The organism is Planomonospora corallina, assembly GCF_042650625.1.
GTDB lineage: Bacteria > Actinomycetota > Actinomycetes > Streptosporangiales > Streptosporangiaceae > Planomonospora_B > Planomonospora_B corallina.
The window spans coordinates 69,859-93,696 of record NZ_JBHSBM010000013.1; the positions used below are offsets into that span (position 1 = coordinate 69,859).

General features: G+C 73.9%; 20 protein-coding genes. 12 read left to right on the forward strand and 8 right to left on the reverse strand.

All coding sequences use genetic code 11. From position 1 onward, the window contains the following. Positions 1 to 8: 8 nt before the first annotated feature. Both ACFOWE_RS09580 and ACFOWE_RS09585 read right to left on the reverse strand, forming a co-directional pair. Complete coding sequence (locus ACFOWE_RS09580) at positions 9 to 1,772, reverse strand: S9 family peptidase (protein ID WP_377286842.1); 1,764 nt, start codon at positions 1,770 to 1,772, stop codon at positions 9 to 11. Between the two features lie 171 nt (positions 1,773 to 1,943). Then, positions 1,944 to 2,786: a putative RNA methyltransferase gene (locus ACFOWE_RS09585; RefSeq protein WP_377286843.1), complete on the reverse strand. Its 843-nt coding sequence runs from the start codon at positions 2,784 to 2,786 to the stop codon at positions 1,944 to 1,946. Between the two features lie 218 nt (positions 2,787 to 3,004). On the opposite strand from ACFOWE_RS09585, the gene ACFOWE_RS09590 reads away from it, so the two are divergent. From ACFOWE_RS09590 to ACFOWE_RS09605, 4 genes are all read left to right on the forward strand, one after another. Next, the gene (locus tag ACFOWE_RS09590) at positions 3,005 to 4,444 is read left to right on the forward strand and encodes a hypothetical protein (protein WP_377286844.1); all 1,440 of its coding nucleotides are present in this window, start codon (positions 3,005 to 3,007) and stop codon (positions 4,442 to 4,444) included. Positions 4,445 to 4,494: 50 nt separating this feature from the next. Next, positions 4,495 to 4,953, forward strand: coding sequence for a hypothetical protein (locus ACFOWE_RS09595; RefSeq protein WP_377286845.1), 459 nt, complete (start codon positions 4,495 to 4,497; stop codon positions 4,951 to 4,953). Between the two features lie 121 nt (positions 4,954 to 5,074). Then, positions 5,075 to 5,590, forward strand: a complete 516-nt coding sequence (locus ACFOWE_RS09600) for a hypothetical protein (RefSeq protein ID WP_377286846.1) — start codon at positions 5,075 to 5,077, stop codon at positions 5,588 to 5,590. A gap of 114 nt (positions 5,591 to 5,704) precedes the next feature. Then, entirely contained in the window at positions 5,705 to 6,448 is a 744-nt protein-coding gene (locus ACFOWE_RS09605) for an MBL fold metallo-hydrolase (RefSeq protein ID WP_377286847.1), read from the forward strand. A gap of 129 nt (positions 6,449 to 6,577) precedes the next feature. Here ACFOWE_RS09605 and ACFOWE_RS09610 read toward each other — a convergent pair whose 3' ends face one another. Then, positions 6,578 to 7,795 carry an MFS transporter gene (locus tag ACFOWE_RS09610; protein WP_377286848.1) on the reverse strand — a complete coding sequence of 406 codons (1,218 nt, stop codon included), beginning with the start codon at positions 7,793 to 7,795 and terminating at the stop codon, positions 6,578 to 6,580. Between the two features lie 299 nt (positions 7,796 to 8,094). Next, positions 8,095 to 10,104 (reverse strand): exo-alpha-sialidase, encoded by a 2,010-nt coding sequence (locus ACFOWE_RS09615; RefSeq protein ID WP_377286849.1) that lies wholly within the window; start codon positions 10,102 to 10,104, stop codon positions 8,095 to 8,097. 426 nt (positions 10,105 to 10,530) lie between these two features. Between ACFOWE_RS09615 and ACFOWE_RS09620 the strand changes: the two genes are divergently transcribed. Next, positions 10,531 to 11,262: a DUF4287 domain-containing protein gene (locus ACFOWE_RS09620; RefSeq protein WP_377286850.1), complete on the forward strand. Its 732-nt coding sequence runs from the start codon at positions 10,531 to 10,533 to the stop codon at positions 11,260 to 11,262. 77 nt (positions 11,263 to 11,339) lie between these two features. Here the strand turns inward: ACFOWE_RS09620 and ACFOWE_RS09625 are convergent, their stop codons facing one another. Next, positions 11,340 to 11,939, reverse strand: coding sequence for a helix-turn-helix domain-containing protein (locus tag ACFOWE_RS09625; RefSeq protein WP_377286851.1), 600 nt, complete (start codon positions 11,937 to 11,939; stop codon positions 11,340 to 11,342). A 155-nt stretch (positions 11,940 to 12,094) separates the two neighbouring features. Between ACFOWE_RS09625 and ACFOWE_RS09630 the strand changes: the two genes are divergently transcribed. Next, positions 12,095 to 13,459: a benzoate/H(+) symporter BenE family transporter gene (locus tag ACFOWE_RS09630; RefSeq protein WP_377286852.1), complete on the forward strand. Its 1,365-nt coding sequence runs from the start codon at positions 12,095 to 12,097 to the stop codon at positions 13,457 to 13,459. Here ACFOWE_RS09630 and ACFOWE_RS09635 read toward each other — a convergent pair. Together ACFOWE_RS09635 and ACFOWE_RS09640 are read right to left on the reverse strand one after the other, a co-directional pair. After that, complete coding sequence (locus tag ACFOWE_RS09635) at positions 13,446 to 15,746, reverse strand: MMPL family transporter (protein WP_377286853.1); 2,301 nt, start codon at positions 15,744 to 15,746, stop codon at positions 13,446 to 13,448. The two genes, ACFOWE_RS09630 and ACFOWE_RS09635, sit on opposite strands and share 14 nt — an antisense overlap. A gap of 347 nt (positions 15,747 to 16,093) precedes the next feature. Then, on the reverse strand, positions 16,094 to 16,606 hold the full coding sequence (locus tag ACFOWE_RS09640) for a hypothetical protein (RefSeq protein ID WP_377286854.1): 513 nt from the start codon (positions 16,604 to 16,606) through the stop codon (positions 16,094 to 16,096). Between the two features lie 91 nt (positions 16,607 to 16,697). Here ACFOWE_RS09640 and ACFOWE_RS09645 point away from each other — a divergent pair, with 91 nt between their 5' ends. After that, positions 16,698 to 17,750, forward strand: coding sequence for an NAD(P)-binding domain-containing protein (locus tag ACFOWE_RS09645; protein ID WP_377286855.1), 1,053 nt, complete (start codon positions 16,698 to 16,700; stop codon positions 17,748 to 17,750). Between the two features lie 83 nt (positions 17,751 to 17,833). Next, positions 17,834 to 18,802, forward strand: coding sequence for a magnesium transporter CorA family protein (locus ACFOWE_RS09650; RefSeq protein ID WP_377286856.1), 969 nt, complete (start codon positions 17,834 to 17,836; stop codon positions 18,800 to 18,802). Between the two features lie 52 nt (positions 18,803 to 18,854). Here ACFOWE_RS09650 and ACFOWE_RS09655 read toward each other — a convergent pair whose 3' ends face one another. Next, positions 18,855 to 19,784: a DUF4429 domain-containing protein gene (locus ACFOWE_RS09655; protein WP_377286857.1), complete on the reverse strand. Its 930-nt coding sequence runs from the start codon at positions 19,782 to 19,784 to the stop codon at positions 18,855 to 18,857. A 122-nt stretch (positions 19,785 to 19,906) separates the two neighbouring features. Here ACFOWE_RS09655 and ACFOWE_RS09660 point away from each other — a divergent pair, with 122 nt between their 5' ends. The 4 genes from ACFOWE_RS09660 (at position 19,907) to ACFOWE_RS09675 (ending at position 23,798) form a co-directional block, all read left to right on the forward strand. Further along, positions 19,907 to 20,755: a hypothetical protein gene (locus ACFOWE_RS09660; RefSeq protein ID WP_377286858.1), complete on the forward strand. Its 849-nt coding sequence runs from the start codon at positions 19,907 to 19,909 to the stop codon at positions 20,753 to 20,755. 368 nt (positions 20,756 to 21,123) lie between these two features. Further along, on the forward strand, positions 21,124 to 22,332 hold the full coding sequence (locus ACFOWE_RS09665) for a PucR family transcriptional regulator (protein WP_377286860.1): 1,209 nt from the start codon (positions 21,124 to 21,126) through the stop codon (positions 22,330 to 22,332). A gap of 96 nt (positions 22,333 to 22,428) precedes the next feature. Further along, entirely contained in the window at positions 22,429 to 23,343 is a 915-nt protein-coding gene (gene sigJ, locus ACFOWE_RS09670) for an RNA polymerase sigma factor SigJ (protein WP_377286861.1), read from the forward strand. Next, a complete protein-coding gene (locus ACFOWE_RS09675; protein WP_377286863.1) occupies positions 23,340 to 23,798 on the forward strand; it encodes a carboxymuconolactone decarboxylase family protein in 459 nt (152 codons plus the stop codon). Before sigJ ends, ACFOWE_RS09675 begins: the two co-directional genes overlap by 4 nt. Positions 23,799 to 23,838 lie beyond the last annotated feature (40 nt).

The following is a 23,838-nucleotide window of genomic DNA, read 5'->3' on the forward strand; positions in this document are numbered from 1 at the left end:
GGCTCCCCTCAGGCGGTCCGCACGTGCCGGCGGACGAAGTCCAGCTGGGCGGCCATCTGGGCGATGCGCTCGGAGACGACCAGCGAACCGTGGCCGGCGCCGTACCGGTGGACCTCGTGCCGGTGGTCCCGGGCGGCGAGCCGGGAGACGTAGGCCTCGACCTGGCGGATCGGGCAGCGCGGGTCGTTCTCCCCGGCCAGGATCAGCAGCGGCGCCTCGACCCGGTCGACGTAGGTGATCGGAGAGCAGCGCGCGTAGCGCTCCGGCTGCTCGTCCGGCGAGCCGCCGAGCAGCGCCCGGTGGTAGGCCCGCAGCGACTCCGGCTCGTCCTCGTAGGCCGCCGCGTGGTCGGCGATCGGGATCGCCGCGACGCCCGCGGCCCAGACCTCCGGCTCGGTGCCCAGCCCCAGCAGGGTGAGGTAGCCGCCCCAGGAGGATCCGGCCAGCACCAGCCGCTCCGGGTCGGCCAGACCGCGCGCCACCATCGCCTCGCGCACCGCCGCCACGTCGGCCAGCTCGATGTGGCCGACCTCGCCGGACAGCGCGTCGCGCCAGGCGGAGCCGTACCCGGTGGAGCCCCGGTAGTTGACCCGCACGACCGCGAAGCCGAAGTCCACCCAGGCGGCCACCTGCGGCAGGAAGGAGTCGTCGTCCTGCGCCGCGGGCCCGCCGTGCAGCAGGAAGACCGTCGGGTACGGCCCGGCGCCGCGCTCGGGGCGGGAGACCAGGGCGTGGACCCGCCCGCCGGGCCCGTCGACGTCGACGTCCTCGACCGGGACGGACGGGGGAGAGGACGGGCCGCCGTGGCCCAGCACCACCTGGCCGCCGCTGGAGCGGATCACCGGCGGGTGGGCGCCGCTGGACCAGGAGTACTCCACCGTGCCGTCGGGGCGGGGCACGGCGGCGTCGATCATGCCGTGCTCGGTCTCGATCGGGGTGAGCACGCCCCCGGCCAGGTCGTAGCGGTGCAGGTGGGTGCGGCCGCGGTGGGTCCGGACGACCAGCAGGGAGCGGCCGTCGCCGTACCAGTCGGCGGTGATCTCACCGGGGTCGCGCAGCCAGATCTCCCGCTGCTCGCCGCTGACCGGGTCCCAGACCAGCGGCTCGCGGCGGCCCCGGCGCTCGTGCAGGGCGAGCAGCCGCCGGTCGCCGGGGACCGGGGCGAAGCGCAGGCCGACGACGCCCCTGCCCGGTCCGTCGGCCAGCTCGCCGGCCGTCTCGCCCGACTGCCGGAGCACCCGGAGCGCGGGGTGGCGGGTGTCGCCGTGCTCGCTGTGGCCGATCGCGATCAGGGAGGCGTCCAGGGAGACCGCGGCCACGGAGGCGGCCTCGGTGTGCGCGTAGAGCACCCGTGCCGGGCCGCCGGGCCGCAGGAGGTGGACGGTGAAGCCCTCGCCGGGCCGGGCCATGCCGATCACCGCGTCGCCCGTCGCGGCCAGGGCGATCCCGGCGGGATGACCCGGGGCCAGGTCGATCGGCTCGTCCGGTCCGCCGGCGAAGGGCTGGCGCATCCAGCGGCCCCACTCGTCGCCGTCGGTGTCGTCGAACCACCAGATCCACCGCCCGGTGGGGTCGATCGTGCCGTGCGAGGTGCCCATGGGGCGCGCGGTCACCTGGCGGGTGGTGCCCTCGGCGCGGTCCCAGGCGTAGACCTCCCAGACTCCGGAGGCGTTGCTGCGGTAGACGGCGCGGGAGGGGGCCTGCCGCGCCCAGACGGGAAGCGTCACGCGGGGCGCCCGGAACCTCGCCTGCCAGCGTCCCTCCGTCTTCATGAATTGCCTCCATCAAAGGCATCGGCTCCGCGCGCACGAGCACGGGCCCGCCGGGTTGCCGTCTAGTATGTCGCCTTCTCCGCTGATTTGCTTAAGAAATGTGTGCGATTTACGGCTAATATCACTTCAGTAACACGGGCGACAAAGGGAAATGTCAAGTCGTTCTCTTGATCAGAGCAGCGGCTTGAAGGTAGAAATGCGGAAAGACGCGAGCACTTCGCTCGTCTCGGGAAGTTCCGCGATTTTCGCCGCCATGGCACCTGAATCCACATGCCAGGCGCTCGGTCCCATGCCCACGACCGCCTCGACCGCGGCACGCCCCAGCGCCATGGGGAACTCGTGCGTGGCCCGCCCCGTCTCGGTGAAATGCCCGCCCAGGCTCTCCGCCGTCCGGCGCTCCTTCGACTCGTCCACGGAGAGCAGGCCCAGCCGCTCCACCAGCGGGCGCAGGTGCCGCGCGGTGGGCGTCACCACGACCAGGGTGCCGCCGTCGCGCAGGATCCGGGCGAACTCCGGGCCGTTGCGCGGGGCGAAGACGTTGACGAGCACGTCCACCGCGCCGCTCGCCACCGGCAGCGGCCGCCACACGTCGGCGACCACCGCGCCCAGCCGGGGATGCGCCCGCGCGGCCCGCCTGACGGCGTGCTTGGAGACGTCCAGGGCGATCCCGGCCGCGCCCGGGAGCCGGTCGAGCGCCCGGGCCAGGTAGTGGCCGGTCCCCGCCCCCGCGTCCGCGACGACCGCCCGCGCCGCATGGCAGGCGGCGGAGACCGCCTCCGCGACCGCCTCGGCGAGCGGGTCGAAGTGGCCCGCCCCCAGGAACGCCTCCCGGGCCGCCACCATCTGGGGGCTGTCGGCCGTGCCCGGCACCCGCGAGCCGGTCAGCAGGCTGACGTAGCCCTGCCGGGCGACGTCGAAGGTGTGCCCGGCCGGGCAGCGCAGCGCCCGCTCCCCGAACTCCAGCCGGTCCGCGCAGACCGGGCAGACGAGGAACTCCACGATGTCGGCCAGCATGCCCCCATCATCCCGCCCCCGGCGGCACGGCCGGTCCCGGTGCTCCCCCCGGAGCGGGCCCGGTCCGGTCCAGGAGTGGCCCGGCCGTGCGGCTCGCTCTCCGGAAAGAGGCGGAATGTCGCCTCACACCCTTACGATTGCCCGCCGTACAGTGAGCCGATCTTGATCCGCACCGGAGGGCGCGGAGGGCAGGCGGCAGGCTCGCGGAAGGAGTCGTCGTGACCGAAGGTCCCGTGGCGGTCCAGGCCAGGAGGGCGGCGTGGCCGCAGTGGGCCGCCGCCTTCGCCTTCGCGGTGGCGCCGACCGTCCACTGGCTGCTCACCGGCCCGGAGTCCTACAGCTACGGCTACGCCGTCTACGGCGACCCGGCCAGATGCGTGGGCAACACGTTCATGGACGACCACGGCTACGGGATCCTCCAGGCCGTCTACGCGGTGCCGTTCTTCGAGTTCGGCGGCTCGCCGCTCATGGCCGGGGCCCTGGCGGCCTGGCTGGCCGGCAACCGGCAGGGCCTGCCGGGGATCGGCCGGGCCGCCGCCCGCGTCGTCGCCGTAGCGATCGCCCTGGTCGCCCTCCTCCCCCTCCTGCCGCTGGGGGTGGACGCCGTGGTGGACGCCGTGCTGGAGAACAACTGCCTGGACATGTGGGGCGGTCCGTTCCTCGTCTCCACCAGCCTCGTGCAGGGGCTGGTCACGTTCGCCTCCCTGTGGCTCATGCTGCGTGCCGCGCGGCCGCCGCACGCCCGGCGCTCCTGGGTGGTCCGGGCCGCGCTGGCGCCGCTCGTTCTCCTCCCGGTGCTCTTCCTGCCGGTCGCGGACACCACGCCCGGCCGGATCTCCGGGAGAGAGATCTGCGGTGAACCCGGCCGGGAGGAGGAACTGCGGGGCGAGACGCGGTTCCTGTGCGCGGCGCGCGGCACCGAGTGGGGGCACTACGGGATCTCCGACTTCGACGGCATGCCGGACGAGCAGGTGCTCGGCTACGGCCGTCACCTCTGCGCCGAGGTGACGCGGGGCGGCGGGTACGCGTACCAGCCCGCGGCGTACGAGGCGGTGGGCCTTTCGTACAGCACGACCCTGGCCGACGCGCTGGAGGCGATCTGCCCGAAGGTGGCCGAGACGCGCCGGGCGGTGGAGGAGCAGCGCCGTCTGGACGAGGTGCGGGAGCGGGAGGAACTGGAGCGCCGGTGCGCGGCCCACCCGCCGCACCGTCCCCGGATCCGCCCGGTACGGCGGGCGTCGGGCGCCGTCGGCACCGACTACAACGCGCTCGTCGCCCTCGAGGACGAGGAGTCCGGGATGATCGAGGCGAGCCCGCTCCCGGTGGAGGGCCTGGTCGGGGCCGAGCCCGGGATCCTGCAGATCTCGGTCACCAATGAGTTCGCGACCGTGTGCGTCACGGCCGAGGCCTACGACCGCAGGCCCCCGCTGGAGCGGCGCGGCTGGGAGATGGTGAGGGAGATCCCCTACCGGAGCACCCGGGGGCGGCTGACGTTCGTCGACTTCTACGGGGGCAGGCGGCTGGTGAACCTCACCGCGGCAGGCCGGGGCGACTACCGGGTCCGCGTGCACGTGCGCGGCAGCGAGGAGGCCGGGGCGAACTGGGGGCAGGACGCCGTCGAGCGGTTCCTGGTCATGGTCTATCCGGTGAAGAAGTGACAAGTGGCATGCAAGGATCCTTCAAGCCACTACCGGTACGAATGGGACCCATGAGGAAGAGAACTGTCATCGGTGGCGGACTGCTCGCGCTCGTGCTCGCGGGAGGGCTGACGGGGACGGCGCAGGCCGCCGCCGACCGCGTCCACCACTGGGGTCCCGTGCAGTCCAAGGGCGGCCACGGCGGCCACGCCAAGGCCGACGTCTGGCTGGACGACTTCGACTCCGAGCGGTTCGTCGTCTCCGGCAAGCTCTACGACCGCGACCGGCACGGCGGCCACTGCGCCTACATCCGGGTGAAGTTCCACTACGTCAGCGGCGGCTCCGGCTGGTCGCAGGGGCGCTACACCTGCTCCTCGAAGGGCGCGGCCTTCACGTTCTCCTCGGACGGCGAGGTCCACCGGGCCGACGCCAAGGTCTGCGTCCTGGACCGCACGCGCCGCGAGATCCGGCTCCGCAACTGCTACACCGACCCGATGAGGGCCTCCGTCGTCGCCGACTGGCCGCGGTAGGCGCCGCGCTCCGCGGACGACGGTCCCGGGGACCGCGACCGCTCCGCTGCCGCGGCTCCGGCGGCCTCAGGAGGCGCGGCCGTGACGGAACCGTCGCCGCGCCGCGCTAGAGTCGCCCGCCGTGACACGACGATCTCGGTGGCTCTGGGCCGCCGCCGTGCTCTGCTCGGTGGCTCCGGCCGCCTACCTGTGGATCGGGGAAGTGCTGGTCTGGATGGGGCCGCCGAGGGAGGACGTGGGCGGGGAGGCGTACGGAGACTCGGTCGTCTACGGGATGGTCGGCTTGTACTCCGGCGGTGGCCTCCTCAAGGCCTCCATATTGCTGGAACACGTCCACGGCAGCCCCGCCCTCGCACTCGGCGCCGTGCCGTACGTGCTGCTCGGCCTCGGGGCGTGCCTGCTCGCCGCCCGGCTGGGCAGGCCGAGGGCCGGCCGGGTCACCGCCGGAGTCCTCGCCGCCGCCCTGGCCCTGGTGTACAGCCTGCGTCCCGCGCTCTGCTCGGTGCGCGCCGCCACGGAGAGCGGCTCGTACTGGTCGCTCTCCTCCTCGGCCACCGGAGATCTCCTCCAGGTCGCCGCGGCCGCGCTGATGGTGCTCGCGCTCCGCTCCGGGCGGCGGGCCGTACGGCGTGGCTGAGGCGGACCGGCGGGAACGACGGCCGTCCCCTCACGGCGTCCACGGCCGGTTTTGCTCCGGCGTGCGTCCGCTGCCACGCTGGCACCGTCGCCCCGGCCCGGAGGAGGAGAACGCATGCCGCACGAGCCCATGACCGTCGCGGAGGTCGAGGTGTTCCCGCTCTGCGACGCGGTCGGCCCGATGGGGGAGTCGATCCGGCGGCCGCTGCCGGAGATGTTCCCCGGCGGCTGCCACCACGACGGGGAGTGGACCCTGCACTTCCACTGCTACCTGCTCCGCGACGCGGCGGGCCGTACCGTGCTGGTGGACACCGGGATCGGGCCCGAGGACGCGCCGGCGGCGAGCTGGGCCCCGGTGCCGGGGAGGCTGGCGGCCGAGCTGGCCCGGGTGGGGGCCGCGCCCGAGGAGGTGGACGCGGTGGTCATCACGCACCTGCACAGCGACCACGCGGGCGGGGCCGTGATCGGCGGGGTGCCCGTCTTCCCGAACGCCGACCACGTGCTCCAGCGGGCCGAGGTCGGCGCGGCCTCCGAGGCGGTCCTCGACCACGTCGTCCGCCCGCTGGGCGACCGGCTCCGGGTGGTCGACGGGGACGCGGACCTGTTCTCCGGCATCCGGGTGGTCCACGCCCCCGGGCACACCCCGGGTCATCAGATCGTCCGGGTGGGCGATCTCGCGCTCACCGGTGACCTGGTGCTGCACCCGTCCCAGCTCGCCGACCCGAGAGTGCCCTACCTCTACGACGACGATCCCGAGCTGGCCGTGCGGACCCGCGTCGAGGTGCTGGACCGGGTCAGGGCCGAGGGCGGGCTCATCGCCACCGCGCACTTCGCCGAGCCCTTCACGCCTCTGACCTGACGCGGGGCCCCGCGTCGGACGCGCGTGTGGGATCCGCGCCGGACGTGCGCGTGGGACGTGCCCGCCGCGGCCCGCGCCGGCCGGGCCGTACGGAACCGCGGGGCCGTACGGGCGTGCCGGGGCGGCGGGTCAGGACGGCTGGGCGGCGAGCGCGCGGCGGGTGATCGTCCGGTAGCGCAGCACCTGCACCGCCCCGAGCAGCCAGAACGGATACTGGACGGCGAACGCCCAGCGGAAGGCCTCGGTGCCGGTCCCGCCGTGCAGGTCGAGGGCGACGCCGACGAGCGCGATCACCGACATGGAGGCGACGAAGCCGCCGCCGTTCACGATGCCGGTCGCCGCGCCGATCCGGGCGACCGGGTTGAAGGTCCGGGCGTAGTCGAAGCCGATCATCGAGCCGGGGCCGTTGGCGGCCAGGACCACCACGAGCACGACGAGCAGCCAGAGCGGGGCCCGGCCCGGCCAGGCCAGGACCGCGGTCCAGGCTCCGGCGGTGCTGCCGATCACGGCGAGGACCAGCCGGGAGCGGTGGAAGGGGAACCGCCCGGCGAGATAGCCCAGCACCGGTCCGCAGACCATGCCGCACAGCGTCAGCGTGGACAGCAGCACACCCGCCGTGGACGGGTCCAGCCCCTGCCCCTGGACGAGGAACGGGTATCCCCACAGCAGCAGGAACGAGGCGGCCGAGCACTGGGTGGCCGCGTGGGTCCACATGCCGAGCCGGGTTCCGGGCTCGGCCCAGGCGGCCCGCAGGCCGGGGGGCGCTCCGGCCTCGCGCTCCGGGCGGGTGTCGCGCAGGACGGCCAGGAGCAGGACCACGGCCACCCCGCCGAGCCCGGCCGCGGCCAGGAAGGTCGGGGTCCAGCCGTAGGCGTGCAGGGAGTGGATCAGCGGGACCGCGGAGATGAGCGCGCCGAGCTGCCCGATGATGCCGGTGAGCTGGACCAGCAGCGGGTTGCGGCGGGCGGAGAAGTGGAGGTTCACCAGGCGGATCACGCTGATGAACGTCATCGCGTCGCCGCACCCGATCAGCGCCCGGCCCACGACGCCGGGGACCAGGCCGGAGGAGAACGCGAAGACGAGCTCGCCGCAGGCCATCACCGCCGCGCCGGTGACCAGCATGCGCTTGGAGCCGAACCGGTCGACCAGGACGCCGACGGGCACCTGCATGGCCGCGTAGACCAGCAGCTGGAGCATGGCGAGCAGGGAGAGGCCGGAGGCCCCGACCCCCAGCCGGGCGGCCGCCTCGATGCTCGCGACGCCGAGGGACTGGCGGTGGAAGACGGCGATGACGTAGGCGAGAAGACCTGTGACCCAGAAGATCAACGCTTTGGGCAATGGTCGCATGAGTTGAATATTACTTTTGTCTGTTTTTTGCATGCTGCTGGGGTCTGCTGGGTCCGGTCCGTCTGCCGGAGGCCCCCGGGCCCGGTCCGGCAGGCCCGCCCCGCCGGGGAAGGCGGGGCGGGGCGGCGGTCCGCAGACTGTTCCGTCCTGTGAGGTGCTGTGAGGTGCTGTGAGGTTCTGGGGGGCCGTGCGGCGACCGTACCGGCCGCCGCGACCGCACCGGGCCGCCGCGACCGCACCGGGCCGCCGCGTCCGCACCGGGCCGCCGCGTCCGCACCGGGCCGCCGCGTCCGGTACGGCTAGCCGTTCGTCACCTGGATCCGCTTGACGGTCCCCTCGAAGGCCCACCGGTCGCCGCCGGAGACGCGGTTGGCGCCGAGGGTGAGGTTGGCGATGGTCGGGACCGAGGCGAAGAAGCCCTGGGTGGCGGACTGGGCGATCTGGCGGCCGTCCAGGATGATCCGCGTGCCGCTCCCCGTGCTGGTGACGACGAGCGTGTGGTCCCGGCCGTCGGCGACGTCGACGCCGGTGGCGATCCGCACCGGGTAGTCGGAGGTGTCGCGCCGCACCTCGAAGTACGGCCTGCCGTTGTTGATCGACACCACCAGGTCCTTGACCCGGCTGGCCGGGTCGGCGGCCGAGAGCAGCGAGGCGGCGGGACCCCGGGTGGTGGTGGAGAAGGTGACCGCGATGCTCCCGCCGCTCAGGTCCTTGACCAGGTGCAGGTACGGGGAGATGTCGACCGCGTTCACGCCGTCCGTGGTGCGGCTGATGGTGCTCACCAGGGCGGTCGTGCCGCCGAGGAGCGTGGTGGTCCCCGATCCGGTGGACTGCTTGCCGCCGGCGCTGTAGGTGGCGGTCATCGTGACGGCCGCGGTGGTGGCCGGGGCCGGTGCGGTGACCCGTACGCTCACCTCGGTGCTCGCGCCCGCGGCCAGCTGGGGCACGGTGGCGGTCGCGCCGGTCCAGCCGCCGGGCGGGGCGAGGGTGACGGTGCCCGCGGCCAGGGGCGCCGCGGTCTGGTTGGTGACCTTCACCTTCACCGTGCCGGTGCCGCCCGCGGTGAACAGCGGGGGCGCGGTCACGGTCAGCGGCGCGCAGACGCCGGGGAGCCAGTCCAGTCCGAACGAGGTGAAGGAGACGTGCCGGTAGTTGTCGCGCTCGTACAGCAGGCCGAGCCTGCCGTCCCGCAGGAGGGTCAGCGTGGAGTAGGCCGCCGAGCCCGCCTCGACGGTCTTCCTGATCGGCCAGGTCCTCCCGTCGTCGCAGGACATCTTGACGGTCAGGTTCTGCCGGCCGGAGGTGCTCTCGGTGTTGCTGAACAGCAGCCACTTCGAGCGCGGGTCGGAGGCCGGGGCGTCGGGGGCGTAGCGCATGATCGAGCCGTTGTTGGCCGGGTCGGCCAGCTGCGGCTCGCCGGCGAAGGGGGTGTAGGTGACGCCGCCGTCCGTGGAGTAGGCGATCTTCCGGTACGGCGCGGCCCGCGAGTTGAGCATGATCGTGCCGTCGGAGAGCTCGACCGTCTTGTTCTCGTCGGCACCGGGTCCCACCAGCGCGCCCATCTTCCAGGTCTCACCGTGGTCGTCGCTGTAGGCGCTGGCGGCGTAGTTGCCGCCGTTGTACCGCACGGCGTACTGCTGGACGAGGCGCCCGGCGTGCGGGCCGCGGCGGAGTTGGATGCCCTCGCCGGAGGCGGCGAACAGGCCGGCCCAGGCCGGATTCTTGATCATCTTGGTGATCCGGCGGTGCTTCCAGGTGACGCCGTGGTCGTCGGAGTAGCTGTAGTCGGCCTGCTGGACGTCCGGGTCGTTCTCGTCGTTGCCGGTGTGCGAGCCGAAGTAGCCCTGGTTGACCGTGGCGGAGTGGAACAGGAAGATCCGGCCGGTCCGCCGGTCGGTCAGCAGGCTCGGGTCGCCGTACCCGTTGGGCGCGGCCTCCCGGCGGACCACCTGCTGCGCGGTCCAGGTCTTCCCGTTGTCGGTGCTGCGCCGGACGAGGAGGGCGATGTTGGAGGGGAGGTCGGCCCCGCTCGGCCGGCCGTCGTAGGCCGCGATCAGGGTGCCGTCGGTGGCCGTGGTCAGCGCGGGGATGCGGTACACCGGCCAGCCGCCGGTGTTCCCGGTGGCCAGGTCGGTCACCGTCAGCGCGGGGTCGGCCGCGCTCGCGGAGGTGGTCGCGGCGTTCGCGGAGACCGTGGTCGCGGACGGGGCCGTCACACCCGCTGAGGCGGAGGCCGAGGAGTGGGCGGTGGCGGGGGTGGCCGCGAGCGACAGGCCCGCGGCCGTGAGACAGGCGAGAAGTCTCTTCACGGGGAGGTCCTTCATTGACGGGGGGATGTGTCTCATCAGACATCAGATGTCTGATGAATTTAACGTATAGAGGACACGGACACCGATCAAGGGGCGCGGGGATGGAGGTGGGTGCGGGCGTGAGGCCGGGTCCGCAGGGCACGAGCGTCGGGACGGGGTGCGGCGGGCATCGGAGGCGTCGGGACCGGGCGCGGGTGCGGCGGGTGGAGGCATCGGGTCCGGAAGGCATGGGCATCGGCTTCGGAGGCGGGTAGGCTGAGCGGTGGCGCCGTCCCGCGCCCGACCTCTTTCCCGGTGCTCACGCCACCGGCTCCGCGGAGGTAAAGGGGGCCCTGCGTTCTCGGGACGCCGGTTGTGCATGCCCTGGATCCGGCGGGGCGGCGGGAGCGTGAGTCCCGGCGCGACGCCGTGCGCAGGGAGCACGAGATGACCGGTAACAAGTCCTTCAAGGGCCGCGTCCGCGCCCGCATGGCCAAGACGGGCGAGAGTTACACCGCCGCCCGCCGCCACCTCGTCCCCGGGGACGCGCCCGGAGAGGTTCTCGCGGGCGGAGGGACGGATGCTGGGCCGGAGGGCGCCGGAGGCGGGCGGACGACCGGTGAGCCGGTGGCCTCCCCCTACGAGGCGACGGTCTCCGACGACGCGATGGCGGCCCGGACCGGCCGCCCGCGTGACGACTGGTTCGCGCTGCTGGACGCCTGGGGCGCCGCCGAGCGCCCGCACGGGGAGATCGCCCGCTGGCTGGTGGAGGAGCACGGGGTGGCGGGCTGGTGGGCGCAGAGCGTCACCGTCGCCTACGAGCAGGCGCGCGGTCTGCGGATGCCCGGTCAGCGGCGCGGCGGTGACTTCTCGGTCGGCGCCAGCAAGACCATCGCCGTCCCGGCCGAGCGGGTCACCGAGGCGTTCACCGACGACGACCTGCGGTCCAGGTGGTTGCCGGACGCGCCGTTCGAGGTCAGGACCTCGCGTCCCGGCAGGTCCGTCACGGCCGGCTGGGAGGGGCGGGCCGCCATCTCGGTGCACCTGACCGCCGTGGACCCGGCCAGGACCCGGGTGTCCCTCCAGCACGGCAAGCTCCCCGACGCCGCCTCGGCCGCCGAGATGAAGGCCTACTGGCGGGAGCGGGTGGCCGAGCTGAAGCGGATCCTCGAAGGCTGATCCTGCCGGGCGCCCCGCGCGGCCTTCTCGCCCGCGCGGCCTTCTCGCCCGCGTGGCCCTCGGCCCGCGCGGCCTTCTCAAAGGCGCGGGTAGCGGATCAGGAGACTGGCGTGCACGTCCTGGTCGCCGAGGGCCGCGTAGGTGTGCGGGACGTCGGAGCGCCAGGAGACGTGCTCGCCGGGCCCGGCGAGCAGGGGGGCGTCGGCGGGCCCGGCGCGCAGTACCCCGGTGAAGACCGTGAGGTGCTCGGTGACGCCCTCGTGGTGGGCGGGGGAGGTCTGCGACGATCCGGCCGGGACGACGAGACGGTAGAGCTCGTAGGTCGCGGCCTCCTCCTCGAAGACCTGGAGCAGCACGCCCTGCACGGCGGTGCCGTGCACGACCGGTCCCGTGCCGACGACGGCGGCCAGCGGGACGCCGAGCCGGGCGGTCACCGCCCAGAGGGTCTCCAGGGTCGGGTTGCGGGTGCCGTTCTCCAGGCCGGAGAGCGTGGCCTTGCCGACCCCCGCGCGCCGGGCGAGTTCCGAGAGGGAGACACCGCGTTCCTGCCGCAGCCTGCGGATCCGCTCTCCGACGTGTTCGCCGACGTGTTCTTCGGCATGCTCTTCGCCATGCTCTTCGCCATGCGATGTGTCCGCCTCTGCGGATGGACGGGGGCTTTGTGCGCCGGGCTCCATGGGGCATATCCTCCGGCATGACAGTCGTTCCGTTTACGGAACACTCCGATGGGGCGTGAGCCGGACGGACCGGGACGGGAGCGTCCCGGGCGGGACGGACGCCCCGGGAGAGCCGGGCCGCGCGCGGACGTGCCGCGGGGATGTGAGGGGACGCGATGGACCGCCTGCTGCAGCCCGTGCTGGCCGGTGTGGTGACCGCCCTGGTCGGCTTCGCCAGCTCCTTCGCCGTCGTTCTGGCCGGTCTCCGGGCGGTCGGCGCCGACTCCGGGCAGGCGGCCTCCGGCCTGCTCGCGCTCTGCGTCGCCGTCGGCGTCACGGCCGTCTGGCTGAGCCTGCGGCTGCGCATGCCGGTGAGCGTCGCGTGGTCCACGCCGGGCGCGGCGCTGCTGGCCTCCACGGGCGCGGTCGAGGGCGGGTTCCCCGCCGCGGTGGGCGCGTTCGCCGTCTGCGGGGTGCTCATCACCGTCGCCGGCCTCTTCCCCCCGCTCGGCCGCTGGATCGCGGCCATCCCCGCCCCGATCGCGGGCGCGATGCTGGCCGGAGTCCTGCTGGACCTGTGCGTCGCTCCGGTCCGGGCGCTCGTCGAGGTGCCCGCGCTGGCCGTACCGGTCGTGCTGGTCTGGGCGCTGCTCAGCCGCCTGGCGCGTGTCTGGGCGGTTCCGGGGGCGCTGCTGGCCGCGGTCGTGGCCATCGCGCTGACCGGTCCCGGGCCGGGGGCGCTGGACGCGCGCCCGGTGGTCGAGCTGACCGCGCCGGCCTGGAGCGCCTCGGCGATGGTCGGCATCGCGCTCCCGCTCTTCCTGGTCACCATGGCCGCGCAGAACGTGCCGGGCATGGCGGTCCTCGCCGGGTACGGCTACCGCCCGCCGCTGGGCCGCGTCCTGGCGGGCACGGGCCTGGCGAGCGTCCTGGCGGCTCCGCTGGGCGGGCACGCGGTGAACCTGGCCGCGATCACCGCGGCGCTGGCCGCCGGGCCCGACGCCGGTCCGGATCCCGGCCGGCGGTGGATCGCCTCCGTCACCGCCGGGATCTCGATGGTCGTCCTGGGGGTCGGGGCGGGGCTGGCGACGGCCCTGGTCCTGCTCTCCCCGCCGGTGCTCGTCGAGGCCGTCGCCGGACTGGCCCTGCTCGGTGCGCTCGCCTCGGCGATCACCTCGGCCGTCGCCGATCCGGAGCGGCTCCAGGCCGCGGCGGTCACGTTCGTGGTCACCGCCTCGGGGGTGACGCTGCTGGGCGTGGGCGCGGCCTTCTGGGGGCTCGTCGCGGGTGGGCTGATGACCCTGCTGCACCGGCGGCGGGCGCCGCGGAGCGTGCCGGGGGAGACGGAGCCCGGGGAGGCCGTGCCCGCGGGGACGGAGACCACGGAGGCCGTGCCCGCGGGGACGGAGACCACGGGGACGGAGACCACGGAGGCCGTGCCCGCGGGGAGCGTGCCCGCGGGGGCCTCTCCTGGAGAGGAGCCCGCGGGCACGGGCCTCGGACGGGAGTCCGCGACCGGGGAGGACCTCAGCCGACGGTGACCGGGACGCGCTCCCCGGGCAGGGCGTCCGGCTCGTCCGGTCCGCCGTCCCGGCCGGGGCCGCCGTCCCCGCCGGATCCACCGGCCTCGCCGGCCTCATGGTCCAGCGCGGGCAGCCAGCCCAGCCAGCGCGGCAGGTACCAGTTGGCGTCGCCGAACAGCTTCATCGTCGCCGGCAGCAGCACCGCCCGCACGACCGTGGCGTCGATCAGCACGGCCACGGCCAGGCCGATGCCCATCTGCTTGAAGGAGAGCAGCGACATCGTGCCGAAGACGGCGAACACGCCGACCATGATGAACGCCGCGCTGCTCACCACCCCGGCGGTCGTCCTGATCCCGTGGGCGATCGCCCGCTCGGTGGGCATGCCCCGGTCGTACGCCTCGCGGACCCGGCTCAGGATGAACACGTGGTAGTCCATCGACAGACCGAACAGGATCACGAAGAGGAAGAGCGGGAGCCAGCTCACGATCGAGCCGGTCGAGGTGAAGTTCAGCAGGCTCTCGCCCCAGCCGTACTGGAAGACCACGACCAGCACGCCGTACGCCGCGGCCACCGAGAGCAGGTTCAGCACGATGGTCGTCACCGCCACGACCAGCGACCGGAACGACGCCAGCATCAGCAGGAACGCCAGCAGCAGCACGAAGCCGAAGACCAGCGGGACGGTCCGGCCGAGCTGGGCGTTGAAGTCCATCACCGACGCCACGGCACCGTGGACGTGGGCCTCGCCGACCCGTCCGAGGGTCTGCGGCACGACCTCCTCCCGGAGCGTGCGCACCGCCTGCTCGGAGGCCTCGTCGGAAGGACCGCCGCCCACCACTCCGAAGGAGACGACCACGACGGTCTTGTCCGGGTTGACGGCGACGCCGAAGGGCTCCACCACCTCGCCGGTGGCCAGGGCCTGCTTCTGGAACCGCTCGACCGCCTCCCGAACGGGGGCCGAGGTCACGTCGCCGGCCTTGACGACGACGGTGGCGGGGGCCTTGCCCGTGGGGAAGGCCGCCTCGATCCGGCGGAACGTGTCGGCCACCGGGTAGTCGCCCTGCAGCTCCGCCAGTCCCGCCTGACCGGTGCGCAGGTCGAACGCCGGGACCGCCAGGCCGATCAGCAGGCCCGCGGCCAGCACCGCGGAGACGACCGGGCGGCGCAGCACCCCGGTGAGGATCGTGTTCCAGATCCGGCCGCCGCCCTCGCGCCCGCCGAGCCTGCGCCGCCAGGTGCGACCGGTGAGCTTGCGGACCGCGCCGTGCACGACCCGGGCGTCGATCTTGTCGCCGATCAGGGAGAGGATCGCGGGCAGCGCGGTCATCGAGCCGACCACGGCGGTCAGCACCACCAGGATCGTGCCCTGGGCGAACCCGATGAAGGTGCCGTTGCCGGTCAGGAACATGCCCGACATGGCGACGATCACGGTGATGCCGGAGATGAGCACCGCCCGGCCGGACGTCGCGGCGGCGATCTCCAGTGCCCGCTCCCGGCCGCGCCCGGCGGCCCGCTCCTCGCGCTCCCGGCGGATGTAGAAGAGGCTGTAGTCCACGCCGACGGCCAGGCCGATCAGCAGCATCAGGTTGGTGGTGGCCGAGTCGACGTGGAGCAGCTGGCTGGTCAGCGCGAGCAGGCCGACCGCGCCGAGGTAGGCGGTGAACGCCACGACCAGCGGGACCACCGCGGCCAGCAGCGCCCCGAAGGCGGCCAGCAGGATGCCGAAGGTCAGCGGGACGGACAGCAGCTCGGCCCGGGTCAGGTCGTCGGCGAGCGCGTCGCCGATCGTCAGGTTGGAACTCGCCTCGCCCGCCTGGTCGATCCGGAGCTCCGGGTGGGCGCGCTGGACCTGCGCCACGGCGTCGATCACGGGCCGCACCCGCTCGTGCGCCGTCCCGGCCTCGCCCTTCATGTCGAACATCACCAGCGCCGACCGCCCGTCGGCGCTGACCGGCGCGGGCGCCCCCTCGCTGTACGGCGTGCGCACGTTCTCCGCCTGGCCGGTGGCGAGCACCGCCTTCCCGACCTCCTCGGAGACCCGCCGGAAGTCGGCCGGGGCCTTCCCGTCCCGGGTCTGGATCAGCACGCTCTCCCCGGCGGCGTCCGGGAAACCGGCCGCCTGCAGCACCGTCGCGGCCTTGCGTGACTCCCCGTTCTCGCTCTCCCAGGACTCCATCCGCTCCGTGCCGACGGCGTTGCCCACCAAGGTGGCCGTCACCACGAAGGCGATCCAGATCAGCAGCGCGGCCCAGCGGTGGCGCGCGCTCCATCCTCCTATGGACGCGGCCAGGTTCCTACGGCGTGCCATGACTTCCCCTCGTTCGATCTCATACCGGGATCGAACCTAGGAGCGGGGAAGGCCGCGGGCATCGGCCGTGGATGCCGTCTTCGGGTCGTCCCCCGTGGGGAGGAGGACCGGGCGGGTCAGACCTGCGGGCTAGGGGGCGGCTCGGGTGCGGGATCAGGGGGATCTCAGGGTTTCCCGGGTTTCCCGGCAGACGGCCGCGCCGGTGCGGGGCGCGGAGCCGCACCGGCGCGGCCGCCGGGAGCGGGCGAGGGACGCCCGCGGCGGTGCGCCGCGGACCGGTGGCCTCCGGCCCGCGGCGTTCTGCGGCCACCCCGCCCCTCCGGCCGGTCGGAGGGGCGGGGCCGGCCTCAGGGGCGGTGCGTGGTGCGCTGGTGGCGGCCGGCCACCAGCTGGTCGGTGGACTCGGGCTGCCGGGGCACCTCGGCCCTCTGATGGGGGACCGTGGGCTCGTCCCGGTCGGCGACGCCGTCCCGGTCGCGGTCCGCGGCGGCAGGGCTCAGGTCCCGGTCCGCGGCCCGGCCCGCGGGCGGGGCCGCGGGAGCCTGTTCGAGCCTGCGCTCCAGCTCGCGCTTCTCCTCCTCCAGCTGCGCGACGCGGTCACGCGCCGCGAGCCGGGAGTCGCGCAGCCGCCGGCGGCGGGCGGCGGCGTGGCGGACGCCGGACAGCAGCAGCGCCAGGCCGAGCAGGAAGAGCGCTCCGGTGGCGGCGCCGGCGAGGAAGAACTCCAGCGGCGAGAACTGGAACGTGCGGTCGAAGACCGTGAACGACGCGGCGGCGGAGGACAGCGCGGTCTCGTTCCAGAAGGCCGCGACCATGACCGCACCCGCGAGTACGATCAGGAGAAGGCCCAGCACTATCATCGTGACCTCATCTCGGCTGCGGATGTCGTGGGGCCTCAGCTGCCCCGGCGGGGCCGGATTATTCGCCGGGACGCCCGCGTTTTACCGGTACGTGACGGACGTTGACGTCGTGGTGATCGGGGCCGGCCAGGCCGGTCTCTCCAGCTCCTACTTCCTGACCAGGGCCGGGATCGGCCATGTGGTGTTCGACCGGTCGCCGCGACCCGGCGGCGCCTGGCAGTTTCGCTGGCCGTCCCTGACGCTGGGCGCGGCCCACCGGGTGCACGACCTCCCCGGGCTCCCGCTGGGCGTGGCCGACGTGAGCCGGCCGTCCTCCGAGGTCGTCTCCGAGTACTTCGCCGCCTACGAGCGGGCGTTCGCCCTGCCGGTCCGCCGGCCGGTGGAGGTGCGCGCGGTCCGCGAGGGCGCCGGCGGCCGGCTGCTGGTGGAGACGGCGGAGGGCGAGTGGTCCGCGAGGGCGCTGGTCAACGCCACCGGCACCTGGGACCGGCCCTTCTGGCCGCGCTATCCCGGGCAGGAGACGTTCCGCGGACGCCAGCTGCACACCGCCGGCTACCGGAGCGCGCAGGAGTTCGCCGGCCGGCGGGTCGTGGTCGTCGGGGCGGGGGCCTCGGCGGTCCAGCTGCTGATGGAGATCGCCGGGACGGCCGCGGAGACCGTCTGGGTCAGCCGCCGGCCCCCGCTCTTCCGGGAGGGGCCGTTCGACGAGGAGGCGGGCCGGGCGGCCGTGGCCCGGGTGGACGCCCGGGTACGCGCCGGGCTGGTGCCCGGCAGCGTGGTCGGCGCGACCGGCTATCCGCTGACGGCGCGGGTCAGGGCCGCCCTGGCGGCCGGGGTCCTGAACCGGCTGCCGATGTTCCGGCGGATCGTGCCGGACGGTGTCGTCTGGGACGACGGCCGGTTCGCCCAGGCCGACGTCATCCTGTGGGCCACCGGGTTCCGGCCGGCGGTCGGCCATCTCGCCCCGCTGCGGCTGCGCGAGCCCGGCGGCGGCATCCGGGTCGAGGAGACCGTGGCGGTCCGCGACCCCCGCGTCGTGCTCGTCGGGTACGGCCCCTCCGCCAGCACGATCGGGGCCAACCGCGCGGGCCGTACCGCCGCCCGGCACGTCGCCCGCCTCCTCGCCGGGCCGCTGGCGGCGTGAGCGGCCGCCGGTCGCGAACGCCCGGAGGGGGTGCGCCGCCCGGTGATCCGGATGGGGACGTGCCGTCCGGTTAGGCTGGCGGGGTGGATCGCACCCGGCTCTACCGCGACGGTGTCCTGGTCAGGGAGAATTTCCCGATCACCGAGGTCGCGGAGTGCGTCGCCGATCCGGACGCCTTCGTCTGGTTCGATCTCTGCTCCCCCACGGACGAGGACATGGTGCTGGTCGGCCGGGAGCTCGGCCTGCACGAGCTGGCGGTCGAGGACGCCGGGAAGGACCGCCAGCGGCCCAAACTGGACGCCTACGACACCCATCTGTTCATCACCGCCTACGCGGCCACGCTCACGGGCCGGAGCCTTGGACTCATCGAGCTGTCGATCTTCGTTACGAAGAACGCCCTGGTCACCGTGAGGGAGAGCCCGGACTTCGACATCGAGGACGTGGTCAGGCGCTGGGACGCCGGATCCCGGATGGCCCGCCACGGCGTGGCGTACCTGCTGCACGGCCTGCTCGACCACGTCGTGGACGGCTACTTCGGCGTGCTGCAGCCGCTGGACGAGCGGATCGAGGAACTGGAGGAGGAGCTCTTCGAGAACGGCCCGGCCGACCGGCGCGGGCAGTACCGCAGAGCCTTCGACGTGCACCGGAACCTGGTCAGGTTCCGGCGGGTGGCCACGCCGATGCGGGAGGTGGTCGGCGGCCTGCTCCGCCGGGGCGCGGACGTGATCGACCCCGTGCTGGTCCCGTACTACCAGGACGTCTACGACCACACCCTGCACGTCGCCGAGTGGACCGACTCCCTGCGCGAGCTGGTGGACAACGTCCGCCAGGCGCACCAGAACCAGCAGGACATCAGGCTCAACGAGATCATGAAGAAGGTCACGAGCTGGGCGGCGGTCATCGCGGTGCCCACGCTGATCACCGGTTTCTACGGGCAGAACGTCCCCTACCCGGGGTCCGGCGAGCCGTCGGGCTTCTGGGCCTCGACCATCATGATCGTCGTGGGCACCGTCCTGCTCTACCGGCTCTTCAAGAGCCGCGACTGGCTCTGATCCGCGGGCCGCGACCGGGCACCGGGCCGGCGGAGGCGAGAAGCGCCCGGGGTCAGAAGCGCTTGAGGATCGCCTGCTTGGCGAGGGCGAACTCCTCGTCGGTGAGCACGCCGTCCCGGTGGAGGTCGCCGAGCTCGCGCAGGCGGCGCAGGAGCGCGTCGTGGTCGTCCGGACCGCCCCCAGCCCCGGCCCCGGCCGCCTCCTCGGCTCCCGCGGCGGCGGGCGCGGTCCGCTCGGCCGCGGCGGTCAGGGCGGAGGCCGGGAGGGCGGAGGCGGCGGACGGGTGCGGGAGCCGGGCGACGACGGCGGCGACGAGCAGCGCGACCGTCCGGGTCTCCTTCTCCAGGCCCCACAGCACCAGGCAGTGCGGGTCGTGCTTGGGCGGAAGGTGGTGCTGCACCACCCCCCTGACCTGGAACCGGACGTGGCCGTTCTCCAGCCCGGCGGCCGGGATCCACTCCACCCCCGCCAGATCGGCGAGTGCGAACCGCTGCGATCCGGCGGACTTCTTGGTCGACTCGACCGACCAGTTCCACTCCAGGCGGATCGTCTCGCCGTCGAACGTCGCGGTCCCGTCGCCCGCCGCCGCCGTCAGCGGCACGCTCGGACCCGGCATGAGGTAACGGGAGGCGGGGCCGTCCGGGACCTGCTCGATGACGAGGGCGTTGCGCACCTCGTCGACGAGGTAGCCGGCGACGCCGGTGCGGTCGGCCTCGACGGCCAGCTGGTAGGGGTCGGCCGCGTCCGGGATCCGGCCGCGCGCGGCCTGGGTGAACGGGTCGGCGCCCTCGCGCAGGCGGAGCCGGAGCCTGCCGCCCTTCTTACCGGGCTCGTAGGAGATCCCGGCCACCGCCTCCAGCGGGACGGCCACCTCGCCCAGGAGCTGCCGCAGCTTGTGCACGCCCCGGTCGCGGCCAGGAACGATCCGCAGGATCTCGCCGTCGAACGTCCATGTCCCGTCCCGTCCCGTGACCTCAGCCATGGGACGATCCTATGCAGGCCGTCCCGGTCGATGTGATCATGCCTGATGGGGCCCGCCGTCCGTGGGGCGGGATGGGCCGTGCTGTGATCAGTCGGCGGTGTGCGACCGTATCCGGAGGGGCGATGGCTGGCGGGGTCCGGAGAGTGGTCAAGGACATCAGGGCTCGCCGGAACCTCGACGTGTACGCCGTCGCCGCCATCGCGCTGGTCTTCGCCGTGCTCTCGGTGATCGGCGACGTCCTGGACGAGGACCTCAAGTGGACCGTGGCGCTGGCCGGGATCGGCCTGCTCGTCTACCGGGTCGCGGTCCCTCCCGAGCCGGCGCAGCGCAGCGACGAGCTGCTGGGTGACCGCTCGGCCTTCGAGCGGGTGCCGCTGCACGTCCGCTTCCGGCAGGCGCGCGACATCCGGATCCTCGCCCCCTCGGCGGTCAACCTGCTCTCACCGCAGACCTGCGAGCTGCTGCGGAGCACCGTGCTGGCCCGCCCGGACGGCACGGTCCGCGTGGTCGTCCTCGATCCCGCGGAGACCGCGGCCGTCGAGATCGCCGCGGCCCAGCTCGACGACTCCGTCGACCTGCCCGTGCAGCGGCTGCCCGACGCGGTCCGCACCACCTGCGGCCACCTGCGGGCGATGAGCCGCTGGCAGGTGAAGGGGGCCTTCGAGGCGCGGCTGCTGCCGTACAGTCCCGGCTTCAGCCTCATCGCGCTGGACCCGGAGACCGCGCACGGCAAGGTGATCGTCGAGACGCACGGGTTCCGCAGCACCTTGACCGCCTCGCGCATGCACCTCGAGCTCACCGGAGAGAACAGCCCGCACTGGTACACCTACTGGCTCCAGCAGTTCGAGCACGCCTGGCAGGGCGGCTCCCCGCTCGACGCCGGTCCCGGTGCCGATCCTGGCGCCGGTTCCGACGCCGGTCCCGGTTCCACGCCGGTGCCGGGAGAGAAGCGGGGCGAGACCGCGACGTGACCACGGCGTGACCACGGTGAGGCCACGGTGAGACCGCAGCGAGAGCGCGGTGAGACCGGCGCGCGGTGGAATCGGCACGCGGTGAGGCAGCAGTGAGGCAGCAGCGAGGCCGTGGTGCGGCCGCAGTGGGGCCGCAGTGGGGCCGCGGTGAGGCAACAGTGGGGCCGTGGCGAGGTCATGGCGAGGTTGTGGCGTGACCGCTGCGGATGCGCGGTGAGTGCGCGGCCGGTCATGAGGTGACCACCCGGCGGAGGAGGAAACGGGTGGAGATTTATCACGGATGTGAGTGATTGTGCTGAGGGAAATGTACGCCGATGTCAGGAGACTCCCTTCTGACAGCGGAGTAGCGTCCGATGTCAGGAGGCACCGTGACCGCTGTCCATGACGTCGAACGGCCGCTGGCCGACATCCCCCGCGAGTTCGCGGAGGTGTTCCGCGCCCATCTGGGGGACATCGCCGAGGAGATGATCGAGGAGATCCGGGCGAGCGTACCGGAGTACTCCCGGCCGAGCGGCACCTACGAGCACACCGTACGGCGGGCGGTCGAGGAGGCGCTCGCCGGGTTCGTGAACCGCGCCGGGGACCGGCGGGTGAGCCGGGGCCGGCTGCTGGAGGTCTACCGGATCATCGGCGGCGGGGAGGCGAGCGAGGGCCGCCCGCTGGACTCGCTCCAGTCCGCCCTGCGCACCTGCGCCCGGGTCGCCTGGCGCAGGCTGGCCACCGAGTCCGAGCGGCTGAACCTCTCCCGGCAGCACATGTGCGACATCGGGGAGGCGATCCTTGTCTACCTGGACGAGATCGCCGCGGCGGCGGCCGAGGGGTACGCCGAGGCGCAGGCCAGGGCGGCCGGAGAGCTGGAGCTGCGCCGCCGCAGGCTGCTCGGCCTGCTCGTCGCCGACCCGCCGCCGGACGCCAGGGCCGTGGAGGACCTGTCCCGGTCGGTGGGCTGGACCCTGCCGCGTACCGTGGCCTGCGTCGCGCTGGCCCCCCGCAGGCAGGGAGAGCTGCCGAGGCCCGCCCTCCCGCCCGACGTGCTCGCCGACCTCGACCGTCCCGACCCCTGCCTGGTCGTGCCCGACCCGGACGGTCCGGGACGGCAGGCGCTCCTGCACCCCCTGCTCTCCGACTGGATCGTGGCGGCCGGGCCCGCAGTCAAGCTCGGGGAGGGGGCGGTCTCGCTGCGGCTGGCCGGGCGCGCGCTGGAGCTCACCCGCCGGGGCGTGCTCGGCCACGACACGGTGATCAGGGTGGCCGATCACGTGTCGACGCTCATGATCTTCCAGGACGAGGCCCTGATCCGGCTCATGGAGCAGACCCGGCTCGCGCCGCTGCGCGGGCTCCGCCCCGGCAGGCGCGACCGGCTCGCAGAGACGCTGCTGGCCTGGCTGCAGAGCGGCTACAACGCCAACGAGGCCGCGGCGCGGCTGCACATCCACCCGCAGACCGTGCGCTACCGGCTCCGCCAGGCCGTCGAGCTCTTCGCCGACCAGCTGAAGGACCCGGACGGCAGGTTCGAGCTGGAGGCCGCGCTGCGGGCCTGGGCGCTGCGCACGCAACGGCGCGACGCGCGTCTCTGACCGGAGGCCGCCCCGCGGGTGCGAGCATCGGACCCTCGGCGGAGGGAAGGCGGGCCCGGCATGTCACACGATCGGGGGCTGCCTCGTCCTCAGGACGTGAACGGCGACGATCTCGATGATCTCCGCGAGCTCGAGGAGCTCGCGGCGGAGTTCCACGCGATCAGGCCCCGGCTGGTGGGAGTGGCCTACGGGCTGCTCGGCACCGTGGACGAGGCCGAGGACGTGGTGCAGGAGGCGTGGCTGCGCCTGGTCCGGGCCGACCGCGCGGACATCCGCGACGTCACCGGGTGGCTGGTGGTCACGGTCTCCCGGCTCGCCCTGGACGTGCTCCGCTCGGCGCGGGTGCGCCGGGAGGAGTACGTGGGGCCGTGGCTGCCCGAGCCCGTGGTGACGGGCGGCGTGACGGGCGGCGTGACGGGTGACGACCCGGCCGAGCGGGTGACGCTGGCCGAGTCGATGAGCCTGGCCATGCTGGTGGTGCTGGAGTCGCTCAGCCCGGCGGAGCGCACCGTGTTCGTCCTGCACGACGTCTTCGGCCTGCCGTTCGCCGAGGTGGGGAAGGCGGTGGGACGCACGCCCGCGGCCTGCCGCCAGCTCGCGGCCCGGGCCCGCAGGCACGTGTCGGCCCGGGCTCCCCGGTTCGACGTGGACGCCGCCGAGCACCGCAGGGTGGTGGAGGCGTTCACCGCCGCGACGGCGGGCCGGGACATGGACGCCCTGCTCGCGCTGCTCGACCCTGCTGTGGTGCTGCGCAGCGACGGCGGCGGGGTCGTGCGGGCCGTTCGGCGGCCGGTGTTCGGCGCGGCCAAGGTGGCGCGCTTCCTCCTCGGCGTGGCCGAGCGTTTCGGCGACGGCCACCACGTCCGGCCGTCCACGGTCAACGGATGGCCGGGACTGCTCCGCTTCCACGGGAACGAACTCGTGGGGGTGACGGGGCTGGCCACGGCCGGCGGCCGGATCACCGAGATCGACATCGTGATGAACCCCGAGAAGCTGAGGAGAGTGAAGTGAAGGCACGGATGAACGTCGTGGAGCTGGCGCCGGAGGCCTACAAGGCGATGCTGGGACTGGAGAGGTTCCTGCACTCCAGCACGCTGCCGGGCAGCACGCTGGAGCTGGTCAAGCTGCGCGCCAGCCAGATCAACGGCTGCGGGTTCTGCGTGGACATGCACAGCCACGAGGCCAAGAAGGCCGGGGAGAGCGACGAGCGGCTCTTCGCGGTCGCGGCCTGGCGGGAGGCGCCCTACTTCACCGACGCCGAGCGGGCGGCGCTCGCCCTGACCGAGGAGGCCACCCGGCTGGCCGACCGGGGCGAGGCCGTGCCCGACGCGGTGTGGGAGGAGGCGGCCCGGCACTACGACGAGGAGACGCTGGCCGCGCTGGTGGTGGCGATCGCCACGATCAACGCGTGGAACCGGATCAGCGTGACCACCCGCATGGTGGCGGGCTCGTACCGCCAGGCCTGAGGGCGCGCGGGGGCCGGGGTTCCCCGCTCCGGCGCGGCCT